23 protein-coding genes are annotated in these 21,398 nt (G+C 65.0%); 16 read left to right on the forward strand and 7 right to left on the reverse strand.

What is annotated here, in order from left to right; all coding sequences use genetic code 11:
- Positions 1 to 143: 143 nt before the first annotated feature.
- The gene (gene ybaK, locus EAO27_RS18580; RefSeq protein WP_242773283.1) at positions 144 to 617 is read left to right on the forward strand and encodes a Cys-tRNA(Pro) deacylase; all 474 of its coding nucleotides are present in this window, start codon (positions 144 to 146) and stop codon (positions 615 to 617) included.
- Positions 618 to 667: 50 nt separating this feature from the next.
- Here ybaK and EAO27_RS18585 read toward each other — a convergent pair whose 3' ends face one another.
- Entirely contained in the window at positions 668 to 1,615 is a 948-nt protein-coding gene (locus tag EAO27_RS18585) for an MBL fold metallo-hydrolase (RefSeq protein WP_242773287.1), read from the reverse strand.
- A gap of 162 nt (positions 1,616 to 1,777) precedes the next feature.
- Between EAO27_RS18585 and EAO27_RS18590 the strand changes: the two genes are divergently transcribed.
- The 10 genes from EAO27_RS18590 to EAO27_RS18635 all read left to right on the forward strand — a co-directional run bounded on the left by EAO27_RS18590 (position 1,778) and on the right by EAO27_RS18635 (position 10,280).
- A complete protein-coding gene (locus tag EAO27_RS18590; protein WP_242773290.1) occupies positions 1,778 to 3,655 on the forward strand; it encodes an ATP-binding protein in 1,878 nt (625 codons plus the stop codon).
- Positions 3,656 to 3,780: 125 nt separating this feature from the next.
- Complete coding sequence (locus EAO27_RS18595) at positions 3,781 to 4,128, forward strand: response regulator (protein ID WP_242773293.1); 348 nt, start codon at positions 3,781 to 3,783, stop codon at positions 4,126 to 4,128.
- Positions 4,122 to 4,811, forward strand: a complete 690-nt coding sequence (locus EAO27_RS18600; RefSeq protein ID WP_242773295.1) for a response regulator — start codon at positions 4,122 to 4,124, stop codon at positions 4,809 to 4,811. Before EAO27_RS18595 ends, EAO27_RS18600 begins: the two co-directional genes overlap by 7 nt.
- Before the next feature lie 116 nt (positions 4,812 to 4,927).
- The gene (locus EAO27_RS18605) at positions 4,928 to 5,077 is read left to right on the forward strand and encodes a hypothetical protein (RefSeq protein ID WP_242773298.1); all 150 of its coding nucleotides are present in this window, start codon (positions 4,928 to 4,930) and stop codon (positions 5,075 to 5,077) included.
- 112 nt (positions 5,078 to 5,189) lie between these two features.
- Positions 5,190 to 6,011 carry an alpha/beta hydrolase gene (locus EAO27_RS18610; protein ID WP_242773301.1) on the forward strand — a complete coding sequence of 274 codons (822 nt, stop codon included), beginning with the start codon at positions 5,190 to 5,192 and terminating at the stop codon, positions 6,009 to 6,011.
- 87 nt (positions 6,012 to 6,098) lie between these two features.
- Positions 6,099 to 6,536 carry a nuclear transport factor 2 family protein gene (locus EAO27_RS18615; protein WP_242773303.1) on the forward strand — a complete coding sequence of 146 codons (438 nt, stop codon included), beginning with the start codon at positions 6,099 to 6,101 and terminating at the stop codon, positions 6,534 to 6,536.
- Positions 6,537 to 6,545: 9 nt separating this feature from the next.
- Positions 6,546 to 7,637 carry a Gfo/Idh/MocA family oxidoreductase gene (locus tag EAO27_RS18620; protein ID WP_242773305.1) on the forward strand — a complete coding sequence of 364 codons (1,092 nt, stop codon included), beginning with the start codon at positions 6,546 to 6,548 and terminating at the stop codon, positions 7,635 to 7,637.
- Between the two features lie 17 nt (positions 7,638 to 7,654).
- A complete protein-coding gene (locus EAO27_RS18625; RefSeq protein WP_242773307.1) occupies positions 7,655 to 8,620 on the forward strand; it encodes a quinone oxidoreductase in 966 nt (321 codons plus the stop codon).
- A gap of 216 nt (positions 8,621 to 8,836) precedes the next feature.
- Complete coding sequence (locus EAO27_RS18630; protein ID WP_242773309.1) at positions 8,837 to 9,271, forward strand: DsrE family protein; 435 nt, start codon at positions 8,837 to 8,839, stop codon at positions 9,269 to 9,271.
- 13 nt (positions 9,272 to 9,284) lie between these two features.
- Positions 9,285 to 10,280: a zinc-dependent alcohol dehydrogenase family protein gene (locus EAO27_RS18635; protein ID WP_242773311.1), complete on the forward strand. Its 996-nt coding sequence runs from the start codon at positions 9,285 to 9,287 to the stop codon at positions 10,278 to 10,280.
- 83 nt (positions 10,281 to 10,363) lie between these two features.
- Here EAO27_RS18635 and EAO27_RS18640 read toward each other — a convergent pair whose 3' ends face one another.
- The 5 genes from EAO27_RS18640 to EAO27_RS18660 all read right to left on the reverse strand — a co-directional run bounded on the left by EAO27_RS18640 (position 10,364) and on the right by EAO27_RS18660 (position 16,017).
- On the reverse strand, positions 10,364 to 11,266 hold the full coding sequence (locus EAO27_RS18640) for an alpha/beta hydrolase (protein WP_242773314.1): 903 nt from the start codon (positions 11,264 to 11,266) through the stop codon (positions 10,364 to 10,366).
- Positions 11,267 to 11,322: 56 nt separating this feature from the next.
- Positions 11,323 to 12,003, reverse strand: a complete 681-nt coding sequence (locus EAO27_RS18645; protein ID WP_242773332.1) for a sensor histidine kinase — start codon at positions 12,001 to 12,003, stop codon at positions 11,323 to 11,325.
- A gap of 69 nt (positions 12,004 to 12,072) precedes the next feature.
- Positions 12,073 to 12,372 carry a 4-oxalocrotonate tautomerase family protein gene (locus tag EAO27_RS18650; protein WP_192648314.1) on the reverse strand — a complete coding sequence of 100 codons (300 nt, stop codon included), beginning with the start codon at positions 12,370 to 12,372 and terminating at the stop codon, positions 12,073 to 12,075.
- Between the two features lie 124 nt (positions 12,373 to 12,496).
- Positions 12,497 to 13,123 carry a response regulator transcription factor gene (locus tag EAO27_RS18655; protein ID WP_242773336.1) on the reverse strand — a complete coding sequence of 209 codons (627 nt, stop codon included), beginning with the start codon at positions 13,121 to 13,123 and terminating at the stop codon, positions 12,497 to 12,499.
- Positions 13,120 to 16,017: a sensor histidine kinase gene (locus EAO27_RS18660; RefSeq protein ID WP_242773349.1), complete on the reverse strand. Its 2,898-nt coding sequence runs from the start codon at positions 16,015 to 16,017 to the stop codon at positions 13,120 to 13,122. The genes EAO27_RS18655 and EAO27_RS18660 overlap by 4 nt, the downstream gene beginning before the upstream one ends.
- 339 nt (positions 16,018 to 16,356) lie before the next feature.
- On the opposite strand from EAO27_RS18660, the gene EAO27_RS18665 reads away from it, so the two are divergent.
- The 5 genes from EAO27_RS18665 (at position 16,357) to EAO27_RS18685 (ending at position 20,222) form a co-directional block, all read left to right on the forward strand.
- Positions 16,357 to 16,743, forward strand: coding sequence for a hypothetical protein (locus EAO27_RS18665; RefSeq protein WP_242773352.1), 387 nt, complete (start codon positions 16,357 to 16,359; stop codon positions 16,741 to 16,743).
- A 321-nt stretch (positions 16,744 to 17,064) separates the two neighbouring features.
- On the forward strand, positions 17,065 to 17,763 hold the full coding sequence (locus EAO27_RS18670) for a LuxR C-terminal-related transcriptional regulator (protein ID WP_242773360.1): 699 nt from the start codon (positions 17,065 to 17,067) through the stop codon (positions 17,761 to 17,763).
- Between the two features lie 158 nt (positions 17,764 to 17,921).
- Positions 17,922 to 18,746: an alpha/beta hydrolase gene (locus tag EAO27_RS18675; RefSeq protein ID WP_242780650.1), complete on the forward strand. Its 825-nt coding sequence runs from the start codon at positions 17,922 to 17,924 to the stop codon at positions 18,744 to 18,746.
- A 59-nt stretch (positions 18,747 to 18,805) separates the two neighbouring features.
- Positions 18,806 to 19,720, forward strand: a complete 915-nt coding sequence (locus EAO27_RS18680; RefSeq protein ID WP_242773362.1) for an SDR family NAD(P)-dependent oxidoreductase — start codon at positions 18,806 to 18,808, stop codon at positions 19,718 to 19,720.
- Positions 19,704 to 20,222, forward strand: a complete 519-nt coding sequence (locus EAO27_RS18685; protein WP_242773365.1) for a DUF983 domain-containing protein — start codon at positions 19,704 to 19,706, stop codon at positions 20,220 to 20,222. The genes EAO27_RS18680 and EAO27_RS18685 overlap by 17 nt, the downstream gene beginning before the upstream one ends.
- Before the next feature lie 18 nt (positions 20,223 to 20,240).
- On the opposite strand, the gene EAO27_RS18690 is transcribed toward EAO27_RS18685, so the two are convergent.
- Positions 20,241 to 21,392: a TIGR03032 family protein gene (locus tag EAO27_RS18690; protein WP_242773368.1), complete on the reverse strand. Its 1,152-nt coding sequence runs from the start codon at positions 21,390 to 21,392 to the stop codon at positions 20,241 to 20,243.
- Between the last annotated feature and the right edge of the window lie 6 nt (positions 21,393 to 21,398).

A 21,398-nucleotide genomic window follows, 5' to 3' on the forward strand; every position in this document is an offset into this window, starting at 1 on the left:
CGCGCGGCCGATGCGCGATCATTTTCAACACAAGCGACCCCGGCGCCATTCATACCTAGGTACGAATTTGCACGCGCCGCCGCTTCGACTAGTCGCGCCCACCGGTTAGGGCGAACGCGTCCAAGAACTTATGGAGAATCGGCATGGCACGGACCACGCCAGCAACCCGAATGCTCGACAAGGCCGGAATCGCCTTCGAGACCTTCACCTATGACTATGATCCCGGCGCGGAGCGCATCGGCGTCCAGGCGGCCTTAGCGCTTGGCGAAGAGCCCCGCCGGGTGCTCAAGACATTGATGGCGAAAGTCGACGGCAAGCCCGTTTGCGTGATCGTGCCTTCCGATCGCGAAGTTTCGATGAAGAAGCTTGCAGCCGCGTTCGGCGGCAAGTCGGCGGCGATGATGGCGCCCGCGGATGCCGAACGGCTGACCGGCTATCACGTCGGCGGCATCAGCCCCTTCGGGCAGCGCAGGCAGGTGCGGACGGCGGTCGAGGAGAGCGCGCTCGCCGAGCCCTATATCTATGTGAACGGCGGTCAGCGCGGACTTCAGCTGCGACTCGACCCCAAGGCGGCGATGATGGCGCTTGCGGCGATCGCCGCACCGATTGCCACGTGAAAAGAGGGCGGCGACCGCTATCCGGTCGCCGCCCAGGGGGGAGAGAGGGTTCAGACGCCGCGGTAGACGAGCTGGGTGAACAGCGCCGGGTTGATCACACCGCCGCCCCACTTCGCATCGAATTCGGCCGACGGCTTGGCGGCGATGGTTTCATCGAGCGACTTGCCCTGCGCCTTCAGCGCCGCGACACGGTCGCGGATCGTCACCAGCATGTCGCGGAAGGCGACAAGATCGGCGCGCGAGCCGACCGGGCCGTGACCGGGCACGACGATGGTGTCCGCCCCGGACTTCTCGATATTCCAGTTGGCCGCACGGATCATGCCGTCGATGCTACCGCCGGCGACATAGTCGATGAAGGGATAAACGCCGTTCCACCAGGTGTCGCCCGTGGCCAGCACATTGGCCTTGCGGAAATATACCGAAAGGTCGCCGTCGGTGTGCGAGGGCATATAGTGGCGGATTTCGACGGTCTCGCCGTTGAAGGTCATCACCTTCTCTTCGTCGACGAGCATCGCGGGGCGGTAGCCCGCAGGCACGGGATCGAAGGTATGTCCCCATTCGACGACGCGGATCGTCTTGTCGAGATGGGCAGCGGTGTTGCGCTGCGCGATAATCTTCGCACCGTCTTCGTGGGCCCAGCCGTTCCCATCGGTGTGGTCCCAGTGCCAGTGCGTGTTGATGACGAAGTTCAGTCCGCCAGGGCGCAGGCCGGTCAGCACCTCCTCGATCTTCGCGCGGGACACCGCGATGCCGTCGTCGACAAGCAGCAGACCCTGCGGCCCTGCGAGCGCGACGATCGAACCGCCGGCTCCATCGAGCACGGTGACATTGCCGCGCAGCGCGGTCGGGGTGACGGGCGAGGCCGCGGTCGCGGTGTTGATGATGTCATAGGGCGTTTTGGCTGCTTCGGCAGCGTGCGCCGACGCGCCGGCAGCAAGGGCGAAAGCAAGAAGGGCGCTCGAGGCCAGACCCGGGCGGCGAATAAGAATATTGCTCATGATGTGACTCCGATACTGTTGCGAGGAGCCGATCATCGGTCAGTTGGCGGGGCGAGTAACTAATATGAAGGTTTAGACCTGCCGATTGCGCTTGCCCGCGGCTCGGATCCAGTGCGATGGCGGGGAGGAGCGGTAAGCATGCTGCGCGTCCGGAGGGGTCCGATGGGGACGAAGTTTACAGGATCGACCGTGTTCGCGCTGCTCGCATTGGCGCTCGGCATCGGCATCTTCGCGGTCGATATGTTCAGCCCGCTCGGCGGGGCCATCGCCGTGCTCTACACATTCTGCATCATCCTTCTGACCCGCGCGGGCAGGACCGGGATCGTCGCGCTGGGAGGCGTGATCGCCGCCCTCGCGGCGATGATCGCCTTTCTCGCCGGCCATTGGGGCGAGGCGGTGGGCGCCGCGCATGTCCGGCTGGGCGTGAGCCTTGCCGCGATCGGCGCCACCACCATCCTTTCCTATGGCATCCTCAGCACAAGAAAGCTGTGCAGCGAGCAGGCGAATATTCTCGCGCTGACGCACGATAGTGTCATCGTTCTCGATCGTCACGACCGGGTGGCAGGCTGGAACGAGGGGGCCGCCCATATTTATGGCTGGTCCGCGGAGGAAGCGATCGGCCGTGCCTATGACGATCTCATCGCGCTCGATGCACCGCGCGAGGCGGCAAAGCAGCGGCTCGAGCAAAGCGGTGCGCTCACCGAAGAAATGTCGGGCACGGGCAAGGATGGCGCACCCTTTACCGTGTCGACGCGCATGGTCCGCCGGCGCAACCTCGCCGGCGCGCCGGACGGCCTGATCGAGGCGAGCATCGACTTGTCGGAGCAGCGCCGGGCCGATGCCGCGCGGCGGGCTTCCGAAAATCGCTACCGGGCCATTTTCAATGCTGCCGGCTTCGCCGCTTGGGAAACCGATTGGACCGGTGTGCGCCAGCTTCTCGAGACGATCGCTCCGGATGGCGAAGACCTGCAGGCCCATCTGCTGGCTAATCCCGACCTGCTCCGAAAGGTGGCGGCAACGCCGCATATCCACGAGGCGAACCAGGCGGCTGCGGCACTGTTCGGCGTCGCCGATCGTAGCGAGTTGATCGGGAAGAATGTGATCGCGCGCTACCCCGAAACGAACGGTCTTGCGCTTGCAACGCTATTCGCTCGGCTGGCGGGAGGCGAAGACCTGGTCGAGGTCGAGACACGGATCAACAACCTCAAGGGCAAGCCGATCGACGTCGTTCTGCGCGTGAGACTCGTTCCCGAGGGCGAACCCTGGTCGCGCGTCCTCATCATGGCGATCGACATGACCGAGCGAAACGAGGACCGGGCCCGGCTCGAACGCAATATGGTCGAACTCGCCCATGCGTCGCGCGTGTCGATCCTCGGCCAGCTCGCCGCGTCGATCGCGCATGAGGTCAATCAGCCGCTTTCGGCCATCATGACCTATGCGAAATCGGCGCGCCGCTGGCTCAAGCGCGAGACGCCCGACCTCGACGAAGTGGCCAATTGCATCGAGCGGATCGACGCGAATAGCGAGCGCGCGGGGGCCATCATTACGCGGGTCCGGACCCTCGCCCGCAAGGGTAGTGCCCAGATCGAAGCGATCTCGCTCGCCGAACTCGTCGGAGAAGCGCTGGCGCTGGTCGATCGGGAAGCGTGCGCGGCCCGGATCGCGATCCGCACCGACATCGAGCCGCCGGACATCCGCATCGCGGCCGACCGCGTCCAGATCCAGCAGATTCTCGTGAATCTGATCATGAACGCGATCCATGCCAGCGCGGGTACCGGCCCGGCGGGCGACATATTGGTCACGGCCTCCAAAGATGCCGAAGGCATGGCGCGTATCGAGGTCGCCGATCGCGGCAGCGGTATTGTCGGGATCGAGCCTCACGCCCTCTTCGATGCCTTTTATACGACGAAACCCGACGGGATGGGAATGGGGCTGTCGATTTCGCGGTCGATCGTCGAGGCCCATGGCGGGCGCATTTCCGCGGCCAACAATCCCGAGGGCGGAGCCACGATCAGCTTCACCATCCCTGTGGCGCTTTGAGGGACGAAGGGCGCCGCAGACATGCTATACAGGCCTCACATCATCCTTAGGTATGATGGCGGCGGGGCGGCGCAGCTGCTGTTGCGGACCGTCCTGTCAGGAGAAGTGACGTGCCGAGTAAATTGGTGGGCGTCGTCGACGACGATGAAGATGTCCGCACCAGCATCGAGAGCCTGCTGCGATCGGCGGGCTATCGTCCGTTCTGCTTTCGCAGCGCGGAAAGCTTTCTCGCCTCGTCGCATCGCGATATCGTCGATTGCCTGCTCACAGATTTCAATATGCCGGGACTGAACGGCCTCGAGCTGCATCGGAAGATCGCGCGCGACCGACCTTCGCTGCCGGTCATTCTCATGACGGCGTTTCCGACCGACATCGTTCGCCAAGGCGCCGAGGAACAGGGTATCGCCGGCTTCTTCGTCAAGCCGATCGACGGCGACCTTCTCATCGACAAGCTGGAGGATGTGTTATGCTGATCAGGCAAAACCGCAGCGGCCACGACGCGGCTTCCGAAAACGCGGTGCCGCTGCCGCCGCTCGTGTGCGTGCTCGACGACGATCCGGACATCCGGGGCAGCATCGAAAGTCTGCTGCGCTCGGAGGGATTCTCGGTCCAGACCTACGCCTCGACATCCGATTTCGTCATGTGCGAGAGCGTCGATCGTGCCGCCTGTCTTCTGCTCGACATCAATCTCGGCGATGCCAATGGTCTCGACTTCCAGGAGGAACTCGCCGGCAATGACATCGCGGTGCCGGTCATCCTGATGAGCGGCTATGGCGACATTCCGATGACGGTGCGCGGGATGCGTGCGGGAGCGCTCGATTTCCTTTCCAAGCCGCTTTCGGACGATGTCCTTCTCGCTGCGGTGTCGGACGCGATCCGCAAGGACGAAGTGCGGCGCCAGGCGAGCGCCGCACTCGACGGCACGCGGCAGCGTTACAATGCCCTCACCAACCGCGAGCGGGAAATCATGGGACTGGTGACCGCGGGCCTGATGAACAAGCAGATCGCAGCGCGGCTGGGGCTGAGCGAAATCACGGTCAAGATCCACCGCGGCAACATGACCCGCAAGATGCAGGCCGACTCGCTCGCCGATCTCGTCCGGATGGCGGAGGAACTGGGCGCGCGCGAGGAAACGGCGAGCCGCTTTAACCGCTGATCCCGGGCACGGCGCGCCCGCCGTCCAGTCATACCAAGATGTGAATCATCACGGCCGGGTACGATCCTATGTTTGTCTCGTAGCGGGCACAGCCGTGCCCGCCGTGGAGACAGGTCATGTCGAAATCAGAAACAGAAAGCCGGCGTCCCGCGCCGACGGCGCCTCCGGCCCCCGAGCCGCGCGCCGCAATCGAAGAACGGATCGACCATGCACTCGAAGACAGTTTTCCGGCGAGCGACCCGCCCGCGGCCAACGTCTTCGACTGAAGCGGGCGGAGCCGAATTAAAACCTAAGAATGATGGGAAAGCGGTCCCGCCGACCTGAAAATGCTCCGGTCGAAACCGCGAAATCTTTCGCGCAGCAGCGAGGAGTAGGATCATGAGCTTCATCAAGACCCCCGACGGCGTCTCAATCTATTACAAGGATCTGGGAGCCGGCCAGCCCGTCCTTTTCTGTCATGGCTGGCCGCTCACGGCCGATGCCTGGGACAGCCAGATGCAATTCCTCGGCGAACGGGGTTACCGGGTCATCGCTCACGATCGCCGCAGCCATGGCCGCTCCGACCAGGTCTGGGACGGCAATGACATGGATCATTATGCCGATGATCTCGCGGCGCTGATCGAGGCGCTCGACCTTCGGGACATCGTCCTCGTCGGCCATTCGACGGGCGGCGGCGAAGTGGCCCATTACATCGGGCGGCACGGGACCGCCCGCGTGGCGAAGGCCGTTCTGATCAGCGCCGTTCCGCCGGTCATGCTGCAGAGCGAAACCAACCCGCACGGGACGCCGCTTGCGGCGTTCGACGACATCCGCGCCGCGCTGCTCGACAACCGCAGCCAGTTCTACAAGGATCTGACGACGCCCTTCTTCGGTTACAACCGGCCGGGGGCGGCGATTTCGCAAGGGACGCGCGATCATTTCTGGCTGCAGGGCATGATGGGCGGCCTCAAGGGCCAATATGACTGCGTCCATGAATTTTCCGAGGTCGACTACAGCGAAGACCTGAAACGGATGACCATCCCGACGCTGGTTCTGCACGGATCGGACGATCAGATCGTCCCGATCGACGCCTCGGCGCGGCTCGCGGTCGGCATCCTGCCGCAGGGCCAGCTCAAGATTTACGAAGGCGGCCCGCACGGGATGCCGATTACGATGAAGGAACAGGTCAACGCCGACCTGCTCGCTTTCATCCAGAATTGATCCGAATCCGACGGTCAGGCGCCGACCCGCAAGAGGCGGGCAGCGCCGGACCCGGCTTTTCTCCCCTCCAGAAGCAGGAACAAGACCATGACTAAGGGAAGCCCGACCGACGAGGTAGCAGCGGCGAAGGCCCGCTACTGCCGCTTCGTCGACACCAAGCAGTGGGAGGCCTTCTCCGGGCTCCTCGCAGAAGCCCCGAAGATCCGGATGTTCGATCCCGACGGCGAGCTTCTGTTCGCCTTCGACGAGCGCGACGCGTTCGTCGCCCTGTCGAGCCAGTTCCTCGAAAAGGGCCGATCGATCCACCAGGTCCACAACGCCGAAATCGAGGAACGCCCCGATGGCCGTGTCGCCGCAATCTGGTCGATGGAGGATCTCATCCTCTTTCCCGACGCCGCTCCCGGCGAGACCGCGCGGATGAACGGCTACGGCCATTATCATGAAATCTGGGAGTCCGGTCCGGACGGCTGGCGCATCGCCGAACTCGAGCTGCGCCGCACCATTCTCGAAATCACCCAGGCCTAGGACATCATCATGACCAAAGATCGCATCAACGTCGGCATCATCGGCGTGCATCCCGACAAGGGCTGGGCCACCACGGCCCACGTCCCCGCCCTGCTTCAGCTTCCCCAGTATCGGATCAGCGCCGTCAGCCATCATCGGCCCGACGTCGCCGCGGCGGCGGCCGCCAAATATGGCGTCGATCATGCTTTCGGCTCGGCCGACGAACTGGTGGCGCATGACGACGTCGATCTCGTCGTCGTCGCGGTCAAGGTGCTCGAACACCGCGATCTGGTCGCCAAAGCTGCGGCTGCCGGAAAGGCCGTCTTTTCGGAATGGCCGCTCGGCACGAGCCTTGCGGAGGCGTCGGCGATGCGCGATCTCGCCGCGCGGCACGGCGTCCGGACCGCGATCGGCCTCCAGACCCGCGCCATCCCGGCCTTCGCCTATCTGCGCGACCTCCTTGCCGAAGGCTATGTGGGCAAGCCGCTCTCGGCGACCATGATCGGCTCGGGTATCGTCTGGGGCGAAACACTGAGCGAAGGCTTTGCGTACACGCTCGACCCGGCGAGCGGCGCGGCCATGCTGAATGTACCGTTCGCGCATTCGCTCGACGGGCTGCTTCATGTCCTGGGCAGCGAGTTCGACACGCTGTCAGCGGTGCTCGGCACGGCTAGGCCCACCATTCGCATCGAGGAGACCGGCGCCGAAGTACCGATGTCCGTCGCCGACCAGGTGATGGTTGCCGGACGCCTCGGCAACGGCGCGGCGCTGTCGGCGCATTTCCGCGGCGGCCTGTCGCGCGGCACCAATTTCCACGTCGAGATCAACGGCACCGCCGGCGATCTGATTCTGACGGCGCCTGTCGGCTATGTCGGGATCGGCGAGTTCGACCTTCGCGGCGCTCGCGGCGACGAGACGCTGCACGCGCTGGACATCCCTGAGAAATATGGTGCCGCACGCTTCGAGGCCGGCCCCGCGCAAAGCGTGGCGCTCGCCTATGAACGGCTCGCCTCGGACATGCTCGAAGGGACGTCGCTTGCGCCGAGTTTCGACGACGCCGTCGCCCTTCACCGGCTGATCGACACGATTGCGCAGCGCGGCGACGCCGTCGGCGCGGCCTGAAAGCAAGGAGACGAGAAATGAAAGCGATTGTCGTTCGCACCTTCGGCGGCCCCGAAGCGCTGGAACTCGAAGAAGCGGAACTGCCCTCCCCGGCTGCCGGTGAAGCCCTCGTCGCGGTGAGTGCCGCGGGCGTCAACTTCATGGACACGGGCACGCGCCGGGGTCTCACCCCCGGCAAGTCCGCTCCGGTCGTGCCCGGTGTCGAGGGCGCCGGCACGGTGCTCGCGGTCGGGCCGGGGGTCGTCGACATTCGTCCCGGCGACCGTGTTGCCTGGTATTTTGCCTGGGGGAGCTATGCTGAGCAGCTCATCGCCCCGGCCGACCAGCTGGTGCCTTTGCCGGACGATCTGTCGTTCGAGGATGGCGCAGGGATTATGATGCAAGGCCTCACCGCGAGCAATCTCGTGTTCGAAAGCCACGCGGTGAAGCCCGGCGACGTTGCGCTGGTTCATGCGGCGTCGGGCGGCGTAGGCCTGCTCCTCACCCAGATGATCAAGCTGCTGGGCGGCGAAGTCATCGCGCGGGTATCGAGCGAGGCGAAGGTCGCGCTCGCGCGCGAGGCCGGCGCCGCTCATGTGCTCGTCGGCCGCGGCGACGAGATCGGTGACAGGGTGCTGGCGATCACCGGCGGCCGCGGCGTCGATGTGGTCTACGACGGCACCGGAGCGGAAAGCTTTCGAACCTCGCTCGATCTTGTCGACTATCATGGAACGCTCGCCCTGTTCGGGCCGCTCATGGAGCCGCTGCCTCCGATCGACCCTTTCTCGATTCCGAAAAGCATCAAGATCACCTACCCGGTCGTCATGCATCATGTCCGGACCCGCGCCGCGCTGCTGGCGCGTTCGCGTCAACTGTTCGATTGGCTGCGATCGGGCGAACTCCGGCTTCACATCGGGCAGAGCTACCCTCTCGCGGCGGCTGCGGATGCCCACCGGGATATCGAATCGCGTCGTTCGACAGGCAAGCTCCTGTTGACACCCTGACACGGCGGCGGCGGTCCGCCTCGCCCCGGGCATCCTCCCAGGACCCCGCCCCGTGCGCCCCCGGCAGCCCCCCTGCCGGGGGCGAGCCGTTGAGGAGGGCATGAATCCGAAACCAACGTATGAATTTTCCGGGGCCGGGAAGAGCATATTCTCGTGAGGCAAAGTCACTTCCCCCTTCCGGTCCGCCCCCGGCCCGGACACCGAAAGGAAAGCACCATGTCCGACGAAAGGCTCCTCACCATCGACATCCCCGTCAAGCTGGCCGAAGTGAAATCGGTTCACAGCATCGGCGGTCTCGCCTTCGAAGGCGACCTGCCGGCCGCGCTGTTTCACCTGGGTCTCATCACGGGGGATATCGCCGACTGGGGCGCTGCCTCGGAGGTGATCACCGTCTTCCACACCAATGCCGGCCATGTGGCGCTGCACGACGACGCCTATAATGCGTCGCGCAATATCGCGACGGGCAATCCCTACAAGCAGCTCGTCGCCGATCTTCAGGCGACCGGCGTCCAGATGGAATTGTGCGGTGCGACGGCGAAAGCGAACGGCTGGGTCAACGCCGATCTTCTGCCGGGCATCCGGATCAACCTCGACGCGATGGCCCGGACGATCCAGCTCGTCCAGCAGGGCTTCGTCAAAATCACCGAATGAAAAGGAACTGACCATGACCAAGACTCCCATGCGAGCTTTGATGCTCGACGAAGCCAATGCGCCCTTCCGGTCGGTGCTGACCGAACGTCCCCAGATCGGCGACGGCCAGGTCCTCGTGCGCGTCCATGCGAGCGGCGTGAACCCGCTCGACACGAAGATCCGGGCTGGCCAGGCCGCCCACGCGCGGCACAGCTTTCCCGGCATCCTCGGCATGGACCTTGCCGGGGTCGTCGAGGAAGTCGGCACCGAGGTCACGGGTTTCGCGCCCGGCGACGAGGTGTGGGGCATGACCGGCGGCGTCGGTAACGTCCAGGGCTCGCTTGCTGAATATGCGGCCGTGGACGCCGCGCTGCTCGCGCGCAAGCCGGCCAATATCTCGATGCGCGAGGCGGCCGCCCTGCCGCTCGTCACGATCACGGCCTGGGAAGGGCTGGTCGACCGCGCCAGGGTCAGCGCCGGCCAGACGGTTCTGGTACTCGGCGGCGCCGGCGGCGTCGGACATGTCGCGGTCCAGATTGCCCTCGCTCGCGGCGCCAAGGTGTTCGCTGTCGACGACGCGAGCCGCGGCGAATATCTCGCCTCGCTCGGCGCGATCCCTATCGACCGCGAGGAGCCCGTCGCGGACTATGTCGAGCGGCTTACTGGCGGAACCGGTTTCGATCTCGTCTACGACACGGTCGGCGGGCCGGTTCTCGACACCGCCTTCGTCGCGGTCAAGCGCTTCGGTCATGTGGTGAGCTGCCTCGGCTGGGGCACGCATGCCCTCGCGCCGCTGTCGTTCCGGGCCGCGACCTATTCGGGCGTCTTCACGCTTCTGCCCCTCCTCACCGGCGAGGGACGCGCTCACCACGGCGAGATCATGGCCGAAGCGACGCAGCTCGTCGAAGCCGGTCAGCTGGTGCCCCGTCTCGACCCGCGCCGCTTTACGCTCGACGAGGCGGCCGACGCCCACGCCGCGATCGCGGACCGGTCGGCGCAAGGGAAGCTTGTGATCGACGTCGCGCTCTGATCCTGATGACCGCGCTGCAAGGCCGGGCGATCGAAAGATCGTCCGGCCTTGTCATATCCTGCGCCCAATTCGGGAAGGTGCCGTCAGAGCGTATTCAGGAATTGGGCCGTGCGCTGCAGGACCTCGCCGGGCATCTCACGGTGCGGCATATGATGACAGTTCTTGAGCAGCACCGCCTCGGCACGCCCGCCTGCGAGCGCCGCAATCCGGTCGGGATGGGCGCGCGAACCATATTCATCATGGTCGCCGTGGAGCGCCAGTATCGGGCATTGCAGGCGGCGCAGATCGTCGTCGAGCGTCCAGTCGGCACGGTCGGGTGCCAGCCATGTCTCGATCCAAGCATCGAGAACCCAGCGCGCCTTGTCGCCATGATATTTGGCGAGACGTTCGATTTGTCCGGGAGCCTGAAACGCGAGCTTTGCTTCCTCGATCCCGGCAAGAGTGCGATCTTCGACAAAGGCTTGCGCGGCAACTGTGACGACAGCGTCCGTTTCGGCGGCGAAGGTGGCTCCCGTCGCGACCGCCATGCCGCCGCCGACGCTGTGGCCGAACAGGATCATCCGGTCGATTGCGAGCGTGTCCCGAATATAAGGAAGCGCGGATACCGCCTCATCGCGCACGAAGTCCGGCGCAAGGAGCCGGGGGTTCGCACCGGACCGCCCGAAGCCCAGCCGGTCATAGGCAATCACACGCCGATCCGCGATTTCTGCTACGCGCGCGGGAAAATCGCGCCATTGATCGACCGAACCCAGGCTGTCGTGAAACATGATGATGCACGCGTCCCCGCCGATGGTCTTGGGGCGCCATTCCCGCGCGAACAGCTTTCCGGCAGGTGTGGGGATGAAGGTTTCGGTCGAGTGCAGCGTTGTCATAAGGACCCCATAACATCGGTCCGAGCCGACACAATTGATCGTCCTCGCCCCACAGGCCGGACGGGCCGGCGAACTGTATGGCCCGGTCGTGCTTCGGCTGCCATCTTCGAACATTCACCCGCGAGGGGGACGAGGAGACTCGGGCCGACAGACGACCGCCGGGAGAGGGTTCATTGACGTAACCAGACGTCAAGGTCCGCCTCAAGCGTGAAGGCAGTGCCGGGCTGCGCGTCCCGATAGGAATATCGCCCGCCGAGCTTTCGTGCCATCGCTTCGATCACCCGCGTTCCCATACCCGGCGCCGCAGCGCTCGGCTGCCGGGCCAGGCCGCGGCCGAAGTCCCGCACCTCGAGACGAAGCATGCCGTCGCTGCGGCGATCGACGTCGATAAGGATATCGCCGCACGCACCCGGCCTATAGGCATGCTTCCAGGCATTGAGCACAAGTTCGGTTACCAGGACGCCGACGGCGATCGCCTGTTCGGCACCGACATGAACCTCTACCGCCGACACGCGAACCGCGCGCCCTGGGCGGACGGGCGATGTCCCTTCCTCCAGACCGAGCGCAAGCTCGTCAAGGTAGGCGGCCAATTCGATGTGGCGCCCGGTGGCCGATTTGTACAATTGACGATGGACGGCCGAAATCGCAGCGACGCGGCGCGAGGCGGCTCCGAGTGCTTCCGCAATCTCCTCGCTGCCGCTGTCTCGCGCTTGCAGACCGAGAAGAGCACCCAGGATCTGAAGGCTGTTCGCGATCCGGTGATCAGCCTCGCTGTGCGATGGCACGGCGATCGGCGGCAAAACTTCGGCAGCGGCCGGAACGCTGGCGGCTTCGCAAGATAAAGGCGTCATGACAACCCCCTCTGGGTGGAGGCGGCGGACCGGCTCGGCCCGCCGCCCCCTGGTAGCGCCGAACGCGCGTCAGCTCGCGGGGGGCAGCTGCGCGGCGAATTCGGCGCGGGTCTTCGGCTGACCGTCGATCATTTCGACGATCGCCTTCGACTTCTCGAGCGACTGCATCAAGGACGCGGGACCCGCGAACGGGCGCCCGCCGATGTGCCACCCGTCGGTGTGAAGTTCTTCGATGAGAACCCAGACGACTTCCCGGAAGGCCTCGGACCCTTCGAAGCGAACCATGACGTCGGTGAGGGCCTTGGCCATTTCGTGCTTCTGCTCGGGGGTAAAGACTCCGTCGACGAGCTTGACGTTCACAAAGGGCATGATCGATCCTTCCTGGTCTGGGCTGCGGGGGCAGCCGTTCGTGCCAGACGAACTTCCCTCACATCGCCCGGGACCGGTAGTCATGCCTTGGTATGAGTTCGCACGCTCCGATAGCTGCGCGTTCCTAAAGCGAAATGATGCCTCGCCGCAGCGCGGTGGTGACTGCCTGCGTCCGGTCGGTGACGTCGAGCTTGGAGAAGATGCTGCGCAGATGCGCCTTCACCGTCTCCTGCGAAACCGAGAGTTCCCACGCGACCGTCTTGTTCGCCTTGCCGGCGGCGACCAGTTCGAGAATGGCTATTTCGCGCGGGCTGAGAGGTTCTTCGGCGGCATGAATCGCAATCTCTTGAGCGATCTCGACCGGAAGGTACCGGCGTCCGGCATGCACGGCGCGGATCGTCTCGAGCAACTCCTTGCGGACCGAGCTCTTGAGCAGGAAACCGCACGCACCCGCCTTGAGTGCGCGCACGGCCTGAACATCGCCTTCATAGGTCGTCAATACGACGATGCGGGCATTCTCGCTTTCCGCCCGAATGGCGGCGATGGCATCGAGCCCTGGCATCACCGGCATCTGCAGATCCATCAAGGTGACATCGGGCCGAAGATTCCGGTGTGCCTCGACTGCCTCGGCTCCGTTGGCCGCTTCGCCGACGATCTCCATATCTGCTTCCTGCGCGACGATAGCGGCGATGCCTTCGCGGAGCATGACATGGTCGTCCACGGTAAGGATTCTAATCGCTTTGCCCGTCATGGCGCTGACCTTCCCTTCCACACTCTCCGCAGCCGGCCGAAGAGCGACAGGTCGTAATTCTCGTATGCGGCGCGGGCAGGCAGCGTCAGGGCGATCTCGGTTCCTGCCCCTTCGCGGCTCGTGACCGTCAGTTGCCCGCCCACCCGCTCCGCGCGCTCGCGCATGCCCACGAGCCCGAAATGGCCTCCGCGTCGCGCGTCGTCGAAGATCGACGGGCGCATACCGATACCATTGTCGCGGACCGCGAGCAAAAGCTCTTGGGCGCCCCAGTGAAGCAGAATCTCGATCCGCGAGGCCTCGGCATGATGGAGCGCATTGCGAAGTGCCTCCTCCGCGATGCGCTCGACCTCTTCGCGGATCAGAGGATGAAGGGCGCGCGCGGCGCCCTCGCGCGTCAACTCGACACGCGGCCCGTCCGGCCCGACAATTTCGGATGCGCGCGCCACAAGCGCGCGGGCGAGATCGGTCTCCGACGGCTCGAGTCGCAGGTCCAGGATCCGGGAGCGACCGTCAACAAGCACGGCATCGGCGCGCTCGAGAGCCTCGTCGATCGCGGTCCGAGAGGCTGCGCCTTTCGGCAAGCTGTTTGCGATGGCCTGAAACCGCAGGACGAGACCCTGAAAGCCTTGCAGGAGCGTATCATGTATCTCGCGGGCGATGCGCTCGCGCTCCTGAATGCGGATGTCGAACCGCGCCTGAAGGCTCCGCGTCAGGAGGCGCATCCGGAAGCGGTAGAGAGCGACGACCGCTGCCAGGCCGGCGAGGAGGAGGAGGAATTTGAAAGCGGTCGTCTGGACGAAGGTCGGGGCGATGCTGAAGGTCAGCGTCGCACCCTCGCGGTTCCAGACCCCGTCTTCGTTGGAGGCGATCACCCTGAAGCGATAATCGCCCGGCCCGAGATTCGTGTAAAAGGCCTGCCGCCGCATTCCCGGATCGACCCATTGGTCATCCTGGCCCTCCAGCATGTAGCGTATCTGAACCCGCTCGGGCATGCCGAGCGCCAGCGCTGCGAAGCCGATCGACACTTGCGCCGTGCCGGCGGGAAGCGTCAGGTTCACAGGGTCCAGGAAACGGGCCTTGCGCGTCGTCAGCGATCCGATCGCGACGCCGGGCGGCCGGGTGTTGGAATGGAGGCGCGCTGGGTCGATCCAGACCGAGCCGGCATCGGTCGAGGCCCACAGGCGTCCGTCCCCGCCGGCGACGAGGCTGCGGTTGCGTGCCCGTGCACGCACGTCCGGCAAGCCGTCGAGAAAGCCGTAGCTGCGGGCGCGCAGAATGACGCCCGGATCGCGAAAGGCGCGTTCGATCGCGGCCGTGTCGAGACGGCTCACACCCATCTCGCCAAAGATCCAGGTTTCCCGCGCACCCCTCTGCAATACGCCCATTGCGCGTTCGAGCGCGGGAATCTGGCGTATGTCCGCAACCGAAAGACCCCGATCGTCGAGCCGCCCGAGGCCGCGATCATAACCGAGCCATAACCCCCGGGGGGCCGGGCTGATGGTGCGAACCGCTCCGAGTGCAGCATGCTGGCCGACGTCGTGAACCTCGGGCGGGCCGCCAGCGAGACGCGCGACCTTGTTCTTTCCCCAGAGCACCCAAAGGTCGCCCGCGCTGTCGCGTACCATCTGGGTAGGCGAAAAGCGCGCGGCGCGATTGGCAGGCAGATTATGCCATTTGCCGGCGTCCCAGCGGTAGAGGCCGCTGCCCGCCGCGCCCATCCAGAGGCGGCCCGACCGGTCGAGCCCGCAATCGAAAACCCCGTCTTCGCGCTCGGTTGGTGGCGGGATCCGGCGGACGTCACCGTTTCTCCAGATGACGATTCCGTCTGCCGCGACGATCCAGATTGCGTTATCCGGCCCTTCGCAGACCGCTTCGGGCTCGTTGATGCCGGTGACGATCGCAACCGGGCCGCCGCGCGGGACGACGCGATAAACCGCATCGCGCTGCCCGATATAGATGGCGCCGTCGCGCCCGGCGAAGAGGATGTCGCCATAGGCGGCCGGCTTGTTGAGGCCCGGCTCGACGATGACGTTCGCATTGCGGAACCGGTCGAGACCGAGCGCCGTCCCGACCCAGATATTGCCGTCCCGGTCTTCGAAGATGTCGTGGGTCGTATCGGACGTGAGGCTGTCGCTAGCGCGATATTCCCACGCCGCCGCCGCCGCCGGGGCGCGGCCGGGGGGCGCGCGCAGCCGTTCAAGCCCGTCCCGCCGACGTGCAACCCAGAGATTGCCGTCCCGGTCGAAGAGCGTTTTGCCGCGGCGACGAAAGGCATCGCTCGGATAGATGTTCGAAGGCAATGCGTCACGCAGGCTGCCGCCCGGCCCGGTTATCGCCCGGCTTCCCCTTTTGTCGGTGAGCCAGAGCGCCCCCTGCCGATCGGTAGCGATCCGCATCCGTGCCCGCGGGCTGGCGAGAAAAAGTTCGAACCGCGTGGCGCGAGGGGGCAGCCGGTAAAGCGCGTCATTATAGGAGGCCCACAGCGCGCCATCGCCGGTGACGAGCGTGTCATAGCTGCTTTTTCTGAGGCCTGCGGTCGGGTCAACACGAGTCCAGCGTCCTTTGGCGTAGCGCAGCATCGGTTGACCGATCTGCCCGATCGCGATCCAGATCGCCCCGTCAGGCGTCTCGGCGAAATCGACGACCTGTCCGTTGGTCGGCGGCGAAGGGACGAGGGCGAGCTTGCCGCCGCGGTAGACGCGAAATCGCTCCGAAAGGAGATAGCTCACCCAAAGATCGCCGCTCCGCGTCAGAAAAAGCTGCACCGGCGGTCCCTCGATCGCGATGTCGACCCCTCGATCCATTCGCTCGAAGCGAATCCCGTCGAACCGGTAGAGACCGGCGCCGCTCGACATCCAGAGGAAGCCGTCCGGCGTCTGGAGAATGTCGCTCACCGGTGAGGGCGCGCCTTCGGACCGGCCCCATTTCGTGTGGATATATTGGTGAATGCTCCGCTCGGGATCGAGCGCGGCAGCGGGGGAACCGAGCGACAGCGACGCCGCAAGCAGCGCCGCGACAGCCCTCCGAAGGCCTTCTGTCCCCACCGAATGCGACCCGAATTTACCCGGTGGGACTTGCCTTGCGACACGCCCCATCCACGCCTTCCCACTTTTGCGCCGCTCACACGGTCGCAGGTCAACCATGGGGCGCGCCGGAGGCAGCACCCGAAAGTCTATTCATCGCATACCCCATTCGACATTATATTACGATATACGATTGCCTAAGCCTCGGGCATGCGATCGATCGTTTCTTCCTATCCGGGGGGCGCGGCCGCCCTCGGTCTCGCACTCCTGCGCTGCTCGGTCGCCATACCGCTTCTTGCGGACATGCTCCGAACCGCAGCGCCCCTGTGGCAACCCGTCGGCATCGGTCTGCTCATCGCCGGCCTTCTCTGCGGCTTCCGTGCGCGTTTGCTTGCCGCGATCTGCTGCCTCGCCGCGCTGACCGATGCGGCCTCCGGCGACGGCGCCGCCACGGCCATCCAGTTGCTCGATGCGTTCGCGCTCGCTCTCCTGGGGCCGGGAGCGTGGTCGATCGATGCTCTGCTCTTCGGCCGCAAGACGATCGTCGTGCCCGGGCGTAGCACGGGCAACGATCCCGGCATTCCATCCGATCTTTGACGGTTCGACAGGACTCTCGCGCGCGGTATGCCCGGCCCGCGACGATAACCGATAGATTTGAATATTGATCGCAGCTTAGCCCGCACCGCGACCCGCTTTGGCCGGCACAGGGCAACAGGCTTGGCACCCGCTTTGGGATACGCCTTCTAGCTTGCATCGGGATGGGCGAGAGAGCCGATAACGGAGAAGATGGCCGCAGAAAGACGCGTCGAAAAGGACCGATTTCCGATGACCCCTTTGCTCTCCCCCGGCCCCCAGTCCAGGACGCCCCTCCGTCCCCCGCCCCGCGGCTATCCTGGACTGGGCGTTGGCCGTCCCGACATGGCGAACCCCGGCGGGAAGGCGGCAACGCCATCGCCGGCCGCAGCGCCGCTAGCGGCGGAAGCGGCTTCGCTTGTCGTCATCGTCGATGGCGACCCGGCGACGCGCGATGCCTTGTTATGCCGTCTCATCGCTGCGGGCCATTCGGCCGTCGCCTTTTCATCGCTCCCTCAAATGCTCGAGGCGGTGCTTCCCGACTGCGCAACCTGCTATCTTGTCGATGCCTGGCTCCCCGGCGGGCTGGATTTTCAGAAATATCTTCGCGACCGCGGCCTCAAGCGCTCGATCGTCTATCTCTCGCGCGGCGGCGATTTCGCGACAGGCATTCGCGCGATGAAAAATGGCGCTGTCGACTTTCTCCTGAAGCCCGTCGGCGAAAATGCCCTGCGCGAGGCGGTCGACCTCGGTCTCGAACGGGATAGGGCGCGGCGCGAAGCCGATCGCTCCGCCCGGCAGACGATGGAGCGGGTCGCGAAGCTGACGCCGCGCGAATGGCAGGTGATGGGCGCAGTCGCCTTCGGCAAGCTCAACAAGCAGATCGCCTATGATCTCGGCATCAGCGAGATCACCGTCAAGATTCACCGCGGCAACCTCAAGCGCAAGCTGCGGGCTCGGTCGGTCGGCGAACTCGTGCGGCTCTGGGAGATGCTGCCGCCCAATCTCAGGAAATTCAAAACCGAAGGAGGACAAACGACATGACGACCCAACAAGCTTCCGCGCCGACCCCCTTTACCGGCTCGCGACGCGACATCCTGCTCGGCGCCGTCGGCGGCACGATTGCCGCGGCGCTTCCTGTCGCCGCCAGTGCGGCGCCGGCTGCTTCATCCCATCCCTCGAGCCAGAAAGGACGCAAACCCATGGGCAAGATCACCACCAAGGACGGCACCGAAATCTTCTACAAGGACTGGGGTTCGGGCCAGCCCATCGTCTTCCACCACGGCTGGCCGCTGAGTTCGGACGACTGGGACAACCAGATGCTGTATTTCCTCGCGCTCGGCTACCGCGTCATCGCGCACGACCGCCGCGGCCACGGACGGTCGACCCAGACCGATCATGGCAATGACATGGACACCTATGCGGCCGACGTCGCCGAACTCGTCGCGGCGCTCGACCTCAGGGACGCGATCCATATCGGTCACTCGACCGGGGGCGGCGAGGTAACCCGCTATGTCGCACGGCATGGGAAAGGGCGGGTAGCGAAGGCGGTGCTTATCAGCGCCATTCCGCCGTTGATGCTCAAGACGCCGGGCAACCCGGGCGGCACGCCGATCGAGGTGTTCGACGGCTATCGTTCCGCGCTGGCCGCGAACCGCGCGCAATTCTACCTCGATGTCGCAAGCGGCCCGTTTTACGGCTTCAACCGGCCGGGCGCCAAGATATACGAAGGTTTGATCCGCAACTGGTGGCGCCAGGGTATGATGGGCGGGACCAAGGCGCATTACGACTGCATCAAGGTGTTCTCCGAAACCGATCTTACCGAGGATCTGAAGATGATCGACGTACCGACGCTCGTCATGCACAGCGAAGACGATCAGGTCGTTCCCTTCGCGGATTCGGCACCGCTCGCGGTCAAGCTGCTGAAGGCCGGGACGCTCAAGGTCTACAAGGATCTGCCCCATGGCATGTTCGCGAGCCATCCCGACATCATCAACCCCGATATCGTCGCCTTCCTCAAGGCCTGACCGGCCGAACGTGCCGAACAGGCGGGCCGGCGGCGAAGGCCCACAAAGGAATGAGTATCATGCGTTTCACGACTCCCTTCGGTTTCGCCAGCACCGCGATGCAAGTCGCCGAAGGGGTCGATCTCGCCGGTCGCAAGGCGATCGTTACCGGCGGCGGAGCCGGGATCGGGATCGAGACCGCGCGTGCGCTCGCTGCCGCGGGAGCCGAGGTGACGCTCGCTGTCCGCCGGCCGGGCGCGGCCGAAAGCGTCGCGGATGAGCTCAGGCAGGCGACCGGCAACAAGGCCATCGACGTGCGCCTGCTCGATCTTGCCGATCTCGCTTCGGTCCGCCGCTTTGCCGACGACTGGAACGGTCCGCTGCATATTCTGGTGAACAATGCCGGGATCATGGCGACACCCGAGCTCCAGAAAACCGCGCAAGGCCATGAGTTGCAGTTCGGCACCAATTATCTCGGGCATTTCGCGCTGACCTATTGGCTCCGGCCTGCGCTTGCCGCGGCGAACGGCGCACGCGTGGTATCGCTGAGCTCGAGCGGACACTGGTTCAGCCCGGTTCTGTTCGACGACCTTCGCTTCGACTTCATTCCTTACACCCCGATCGGAGCCTATGGGCAGTCGAAGTCGGCCTGCGCCCTACTTTCGGTCGCTATCACGAACCGGTGGAAGGACGATGGCATCGTGTCGAACGCACTCAATCCGGGCGCGATCGCGACAGGTCTCCAGCAGCACACGGGCGGGCTGCGGACACCGGTGGAACTCAGAAAGACGGTCGAGCAAGGCGCGTCGACGTCGGTTCTGCTTGCCGCATCCCCCCTGCTCGAGGGGGTCAGCGGTCTTTATTTCGAGGATTGCAACGAGGCACAGCGTATCACGGCGAGACCGACTGATTTCAGCGGCGGCGTCGCGGGCTATGCGCTCGACCCCGGCAACGCCGAGCGCCTCTGGACCACATCGCTTGCCTTCCTCGGGTGACGATACCGAAAGCGACGACCATCGCGGGTGGCGCTGGATTTATAGCGTCGGGCTGCGCGGGCTCTGCCCGCGCTGCGGCAGCGCCAGCATGTTTCGGGGCTGGCTGAAAGTCGAGGACGAATGTCCGGCCTGCGGCCTCGATTATGATTTCGCCACCCCCGACGACGGTCCCGCCTTTTTCGCGCTCTGCTTCATCGCCTTTCCGCTGCTTTTCCTCGTCGTCGGGTTCGAAGTCATGCTGCGCCCGCCCTGGTGGGTGCACCTGCTTGTCTCACTGCCCCTGATGACAATTCCCTGCGTTCTTGCTCTCAGGCCGACCAAGGGGTGGCTGGTCGCCTCGCAATATGTGAACAGAGCGCAGGAAGCGGGCACCGAGGCATCCTGGTCCGGTCTCAACGCCCGCGCCAAAGCGAAACTCCGCCAGGACGGGCCCGCAGGCGAAGCCGGTCAGGGCGCTTCTGCCGCGGATAGCAAGTCCCCTCCGCCCCGGCGTGGAGACTGAACAGACTCTGGTTTTCCTTCAGGCGACCTGGGCTATGGGAACTTCCTCGATCGGATCGAAACTGATCGTATTGTGCATTTCTGCCGAAGCGGGCCCCACCGACATGGGGCAGGTCACACCCGGCATTGCGGCGACGTCGAACAGCTCGCTGATATGCCCCTCTAGCCTGATCCATTCGACGACGTCACCGCTCGACAGATTGACGATCAATATGCCGCACCAGGGCTCGGCATCACGGGCCTTGAGCTCGCCGTCGAGGAGCAGCCCCGAGAATGTGCCGTTGCGCGGTTTCGATACGGTGACGATGGCATGGCCGTCGACCACCGAGAGCCCGCGCAAGAACCCGGGACAGAAGGCGATATCGGTCTTTTCACCCAGATTAGGATCGATGCGGACGATCTGGCCGCGCCCACTGTCGAGCACATAGATATGGTCGCCGACGACGCGCGGCGAGTGCGGCATCGACAATTGATCCGTCACGATCCGGTCGTTGCTGACGTCGATGAGAACGCCCCCCTCATGGCGCCGCTCGCGCCACCCTGCCAGAACGTCCGAGCGGCTGACCGCCGTCACGAAGCGCGGCTCGCCCTTGTCCATGGCCAGCCCGTTCAGATGGCAGCGATCCTCGGGCGCGAGCTTCGAGATGAAACGCGGCTTCCAGATCGGCTTGAAGCTGTGAGAGAGATCGAGCGTGGCGAGACAACTATATTTGGTGTTCACGAAGATGACGCGCCCGCTACCGTCGACGCCGACTTCGTGGATATCGACGTCGCCCGTCGTCTGCGCGTTTCGCGGAACGAGCACCGCGTCGAAAATGCGGTTGCCGATCTCGCCGGGCCGCAGCATGTCCTCCAGGCGCCAGAGCTGGAAGAGCGACCCCAGATAGAGGCGGCCCGGCCGCCAGCACAGTCCCATCGCACGGCTGAAATTCTGCTGGTTGAACGAGATGGTTCCGTTCGGATGCGACCCGACGAGGAAGAGCTGTCCCGTTTGATAGCTTGTGAAAGCGAGGCTGGTGCGGCGCGCGCGCAGCCAGGCGTTGAGGCCCCGCGATACCGATATATTGGTCTTGCCCGGTTCGCTCGCCGGCGCCTCGCCAGGCGCGAACGCTTTGCCGGCGCCTGCCGTTCCAACGGCGTAAGCGGGTTGTGATGCGTCTGAATCGGTCATGGTCTC

Source organism: Sphingopyxis sp. YF1, assembly GCF_022701295.1.
Classification (GTDB): Bacteria; Pseudomonadota; Alphaproteobacteria; order Sphingomonadales; family Sphingomonadaceae; genus Sphingopyxis.

Bases quoted from the DNA above. Each gene is read 5' to 3' on its own strand.
- EAO27_RS18690 (WP_242773368.1), bottom strand. From the start codon at position 21,392: ATGACCGATTCAGACGCATCACAACCCGCTTACGCCGTTGGAACGGCA.
- EAO27_RS18680 (WP_242773362.1), top strand. From the start codon at position 18,806: ATGCGTTTCACGACTCCCTTCGGTTTCGCCAGCACCGCGATGCAAGTC.
- EAO27_RS18605 (WP_242773298.1), top strand. From the start codon at position 4,928: ATGTCGAAATCAGAAACAGAAAGCCGGCGTCCCGCGCCGACGGCGCCT.
- EAO27_RS18600 (WP_242773295.1), top strand. From the start codon at position 4,122: ATGCTGATCAGGCAAAACCGCAGCGGCCACGACGCGGCTTCCGAAAAC.
- EAO27_RS18640 (WP_242773314.1), bottom strand. From the start codon at position 11,266: ATGTTCGAAGATGGCAGCCGAAGCACGACCGGGCCATACAGTTCGCCG.
- EAO27_RS18655 (WP_242773336.1), bottom strand. From the start codon at position 13,123: ATGACGGGCAAAGCGATTAGAATCCTTACCGTGGACGACCATGTCATG.
- EAO27_RS18650 (WP_192648314.1), bottom strand. From the start codon at position 12,372: ATGCCCTTTGTGAACGTCAAGCTCGTCGACGGAGTCTTTACCCCCGAG.
- EAO27_RS18610 (WP_242773301.1), top strand. From the start codon at position 5,190: ATGAGCTTCATCAAGACCCCCGACGGCGTCTCAATCTATTACAAGGAT.
- EAO27_RS18675 (WP_242780650.1), top strand. From the start codon at position 17,922: ATGGGCAAGATCACCACCAAGGACGGCACCGAAATCTTCTACAAGGAC.
- EAO27_RS18665 (WP_242773352.1), top strand. From the start codon at position 16,357: ATGCGATCGATCGTTTCTTCCTATCCGGGGGGCGCGGCCGCCCTCGGT.
- EAO27_RS18590 (WP_242773290.1), top strand. From the start codon at position 1,778: ATGGGGACGAAGTTTACAGGATCGACCGTGTTCGCGCTGCTCGCATTG.
- EAO27_RS18630 (WP_242773309.1), top strand. From the start codon at position 8,837: ATGTCCGACGAAAGGCTCCTCACCATCGACATCCCCGTCAAGCTGGCC.
- ybaK (WP_242773283.1), top strand. From the start codon at position 144: ATGGCACGGACCACGCCAGCAACCCGAATGCTCGACAAGGCCGGAATC.
- EAO27_RS18670 (WP_242773360.1), top strand. From the start codon at position 17,065: ATGGCGAACCCCGGCGGGAAGGCGGCAACGCCATCGCCGGCCGCAGCG.
- EAO27_RS18585 (WP_242773287.1), bottom strand. From the start codon at position 1,615: ATGAGCAATATTCTTATTCGCCGCCCGGGTCTGGCCTCGAGCGCCCTT.
- EAO27_RS18615 (WP_242773303.1), top strand. From the start codon at position 6,099: ATGACTAAGGGAAGCCCGACCGACGAGGTAGCAGCGGCGAAGGCCCGC.
- EAO27_RS18625 (WP_242773307.1), top strand. From the start codon at position 7,655: ATGAAAGCGATTGTCGTTCGCACCTTCGGCGGCCCCGAAGCGCTGGAA.
- EAO27_RS18645 (WP_242773332.1), bottom strand. From the start codon at position 12,003: ATGACGCCTTTATCTTGCGAAGCCGCCAGCGTTCCGGCCGCTGCCGAA.
- EAO27_RS18635 (WP_242773311.1), top strand. From the start codon at position 9,285: ATGACCAAGACTCCCATGCGAGCTTTGATGCTCGACGAAGCCAATGCG.
- EAO27_RS18620 (WP_242773305.1), top strand. From the start codon at position 6,546: ATGACCAAAGATCGCATCAACGTCGGCATCATCGGCGTGCATCCCGAC.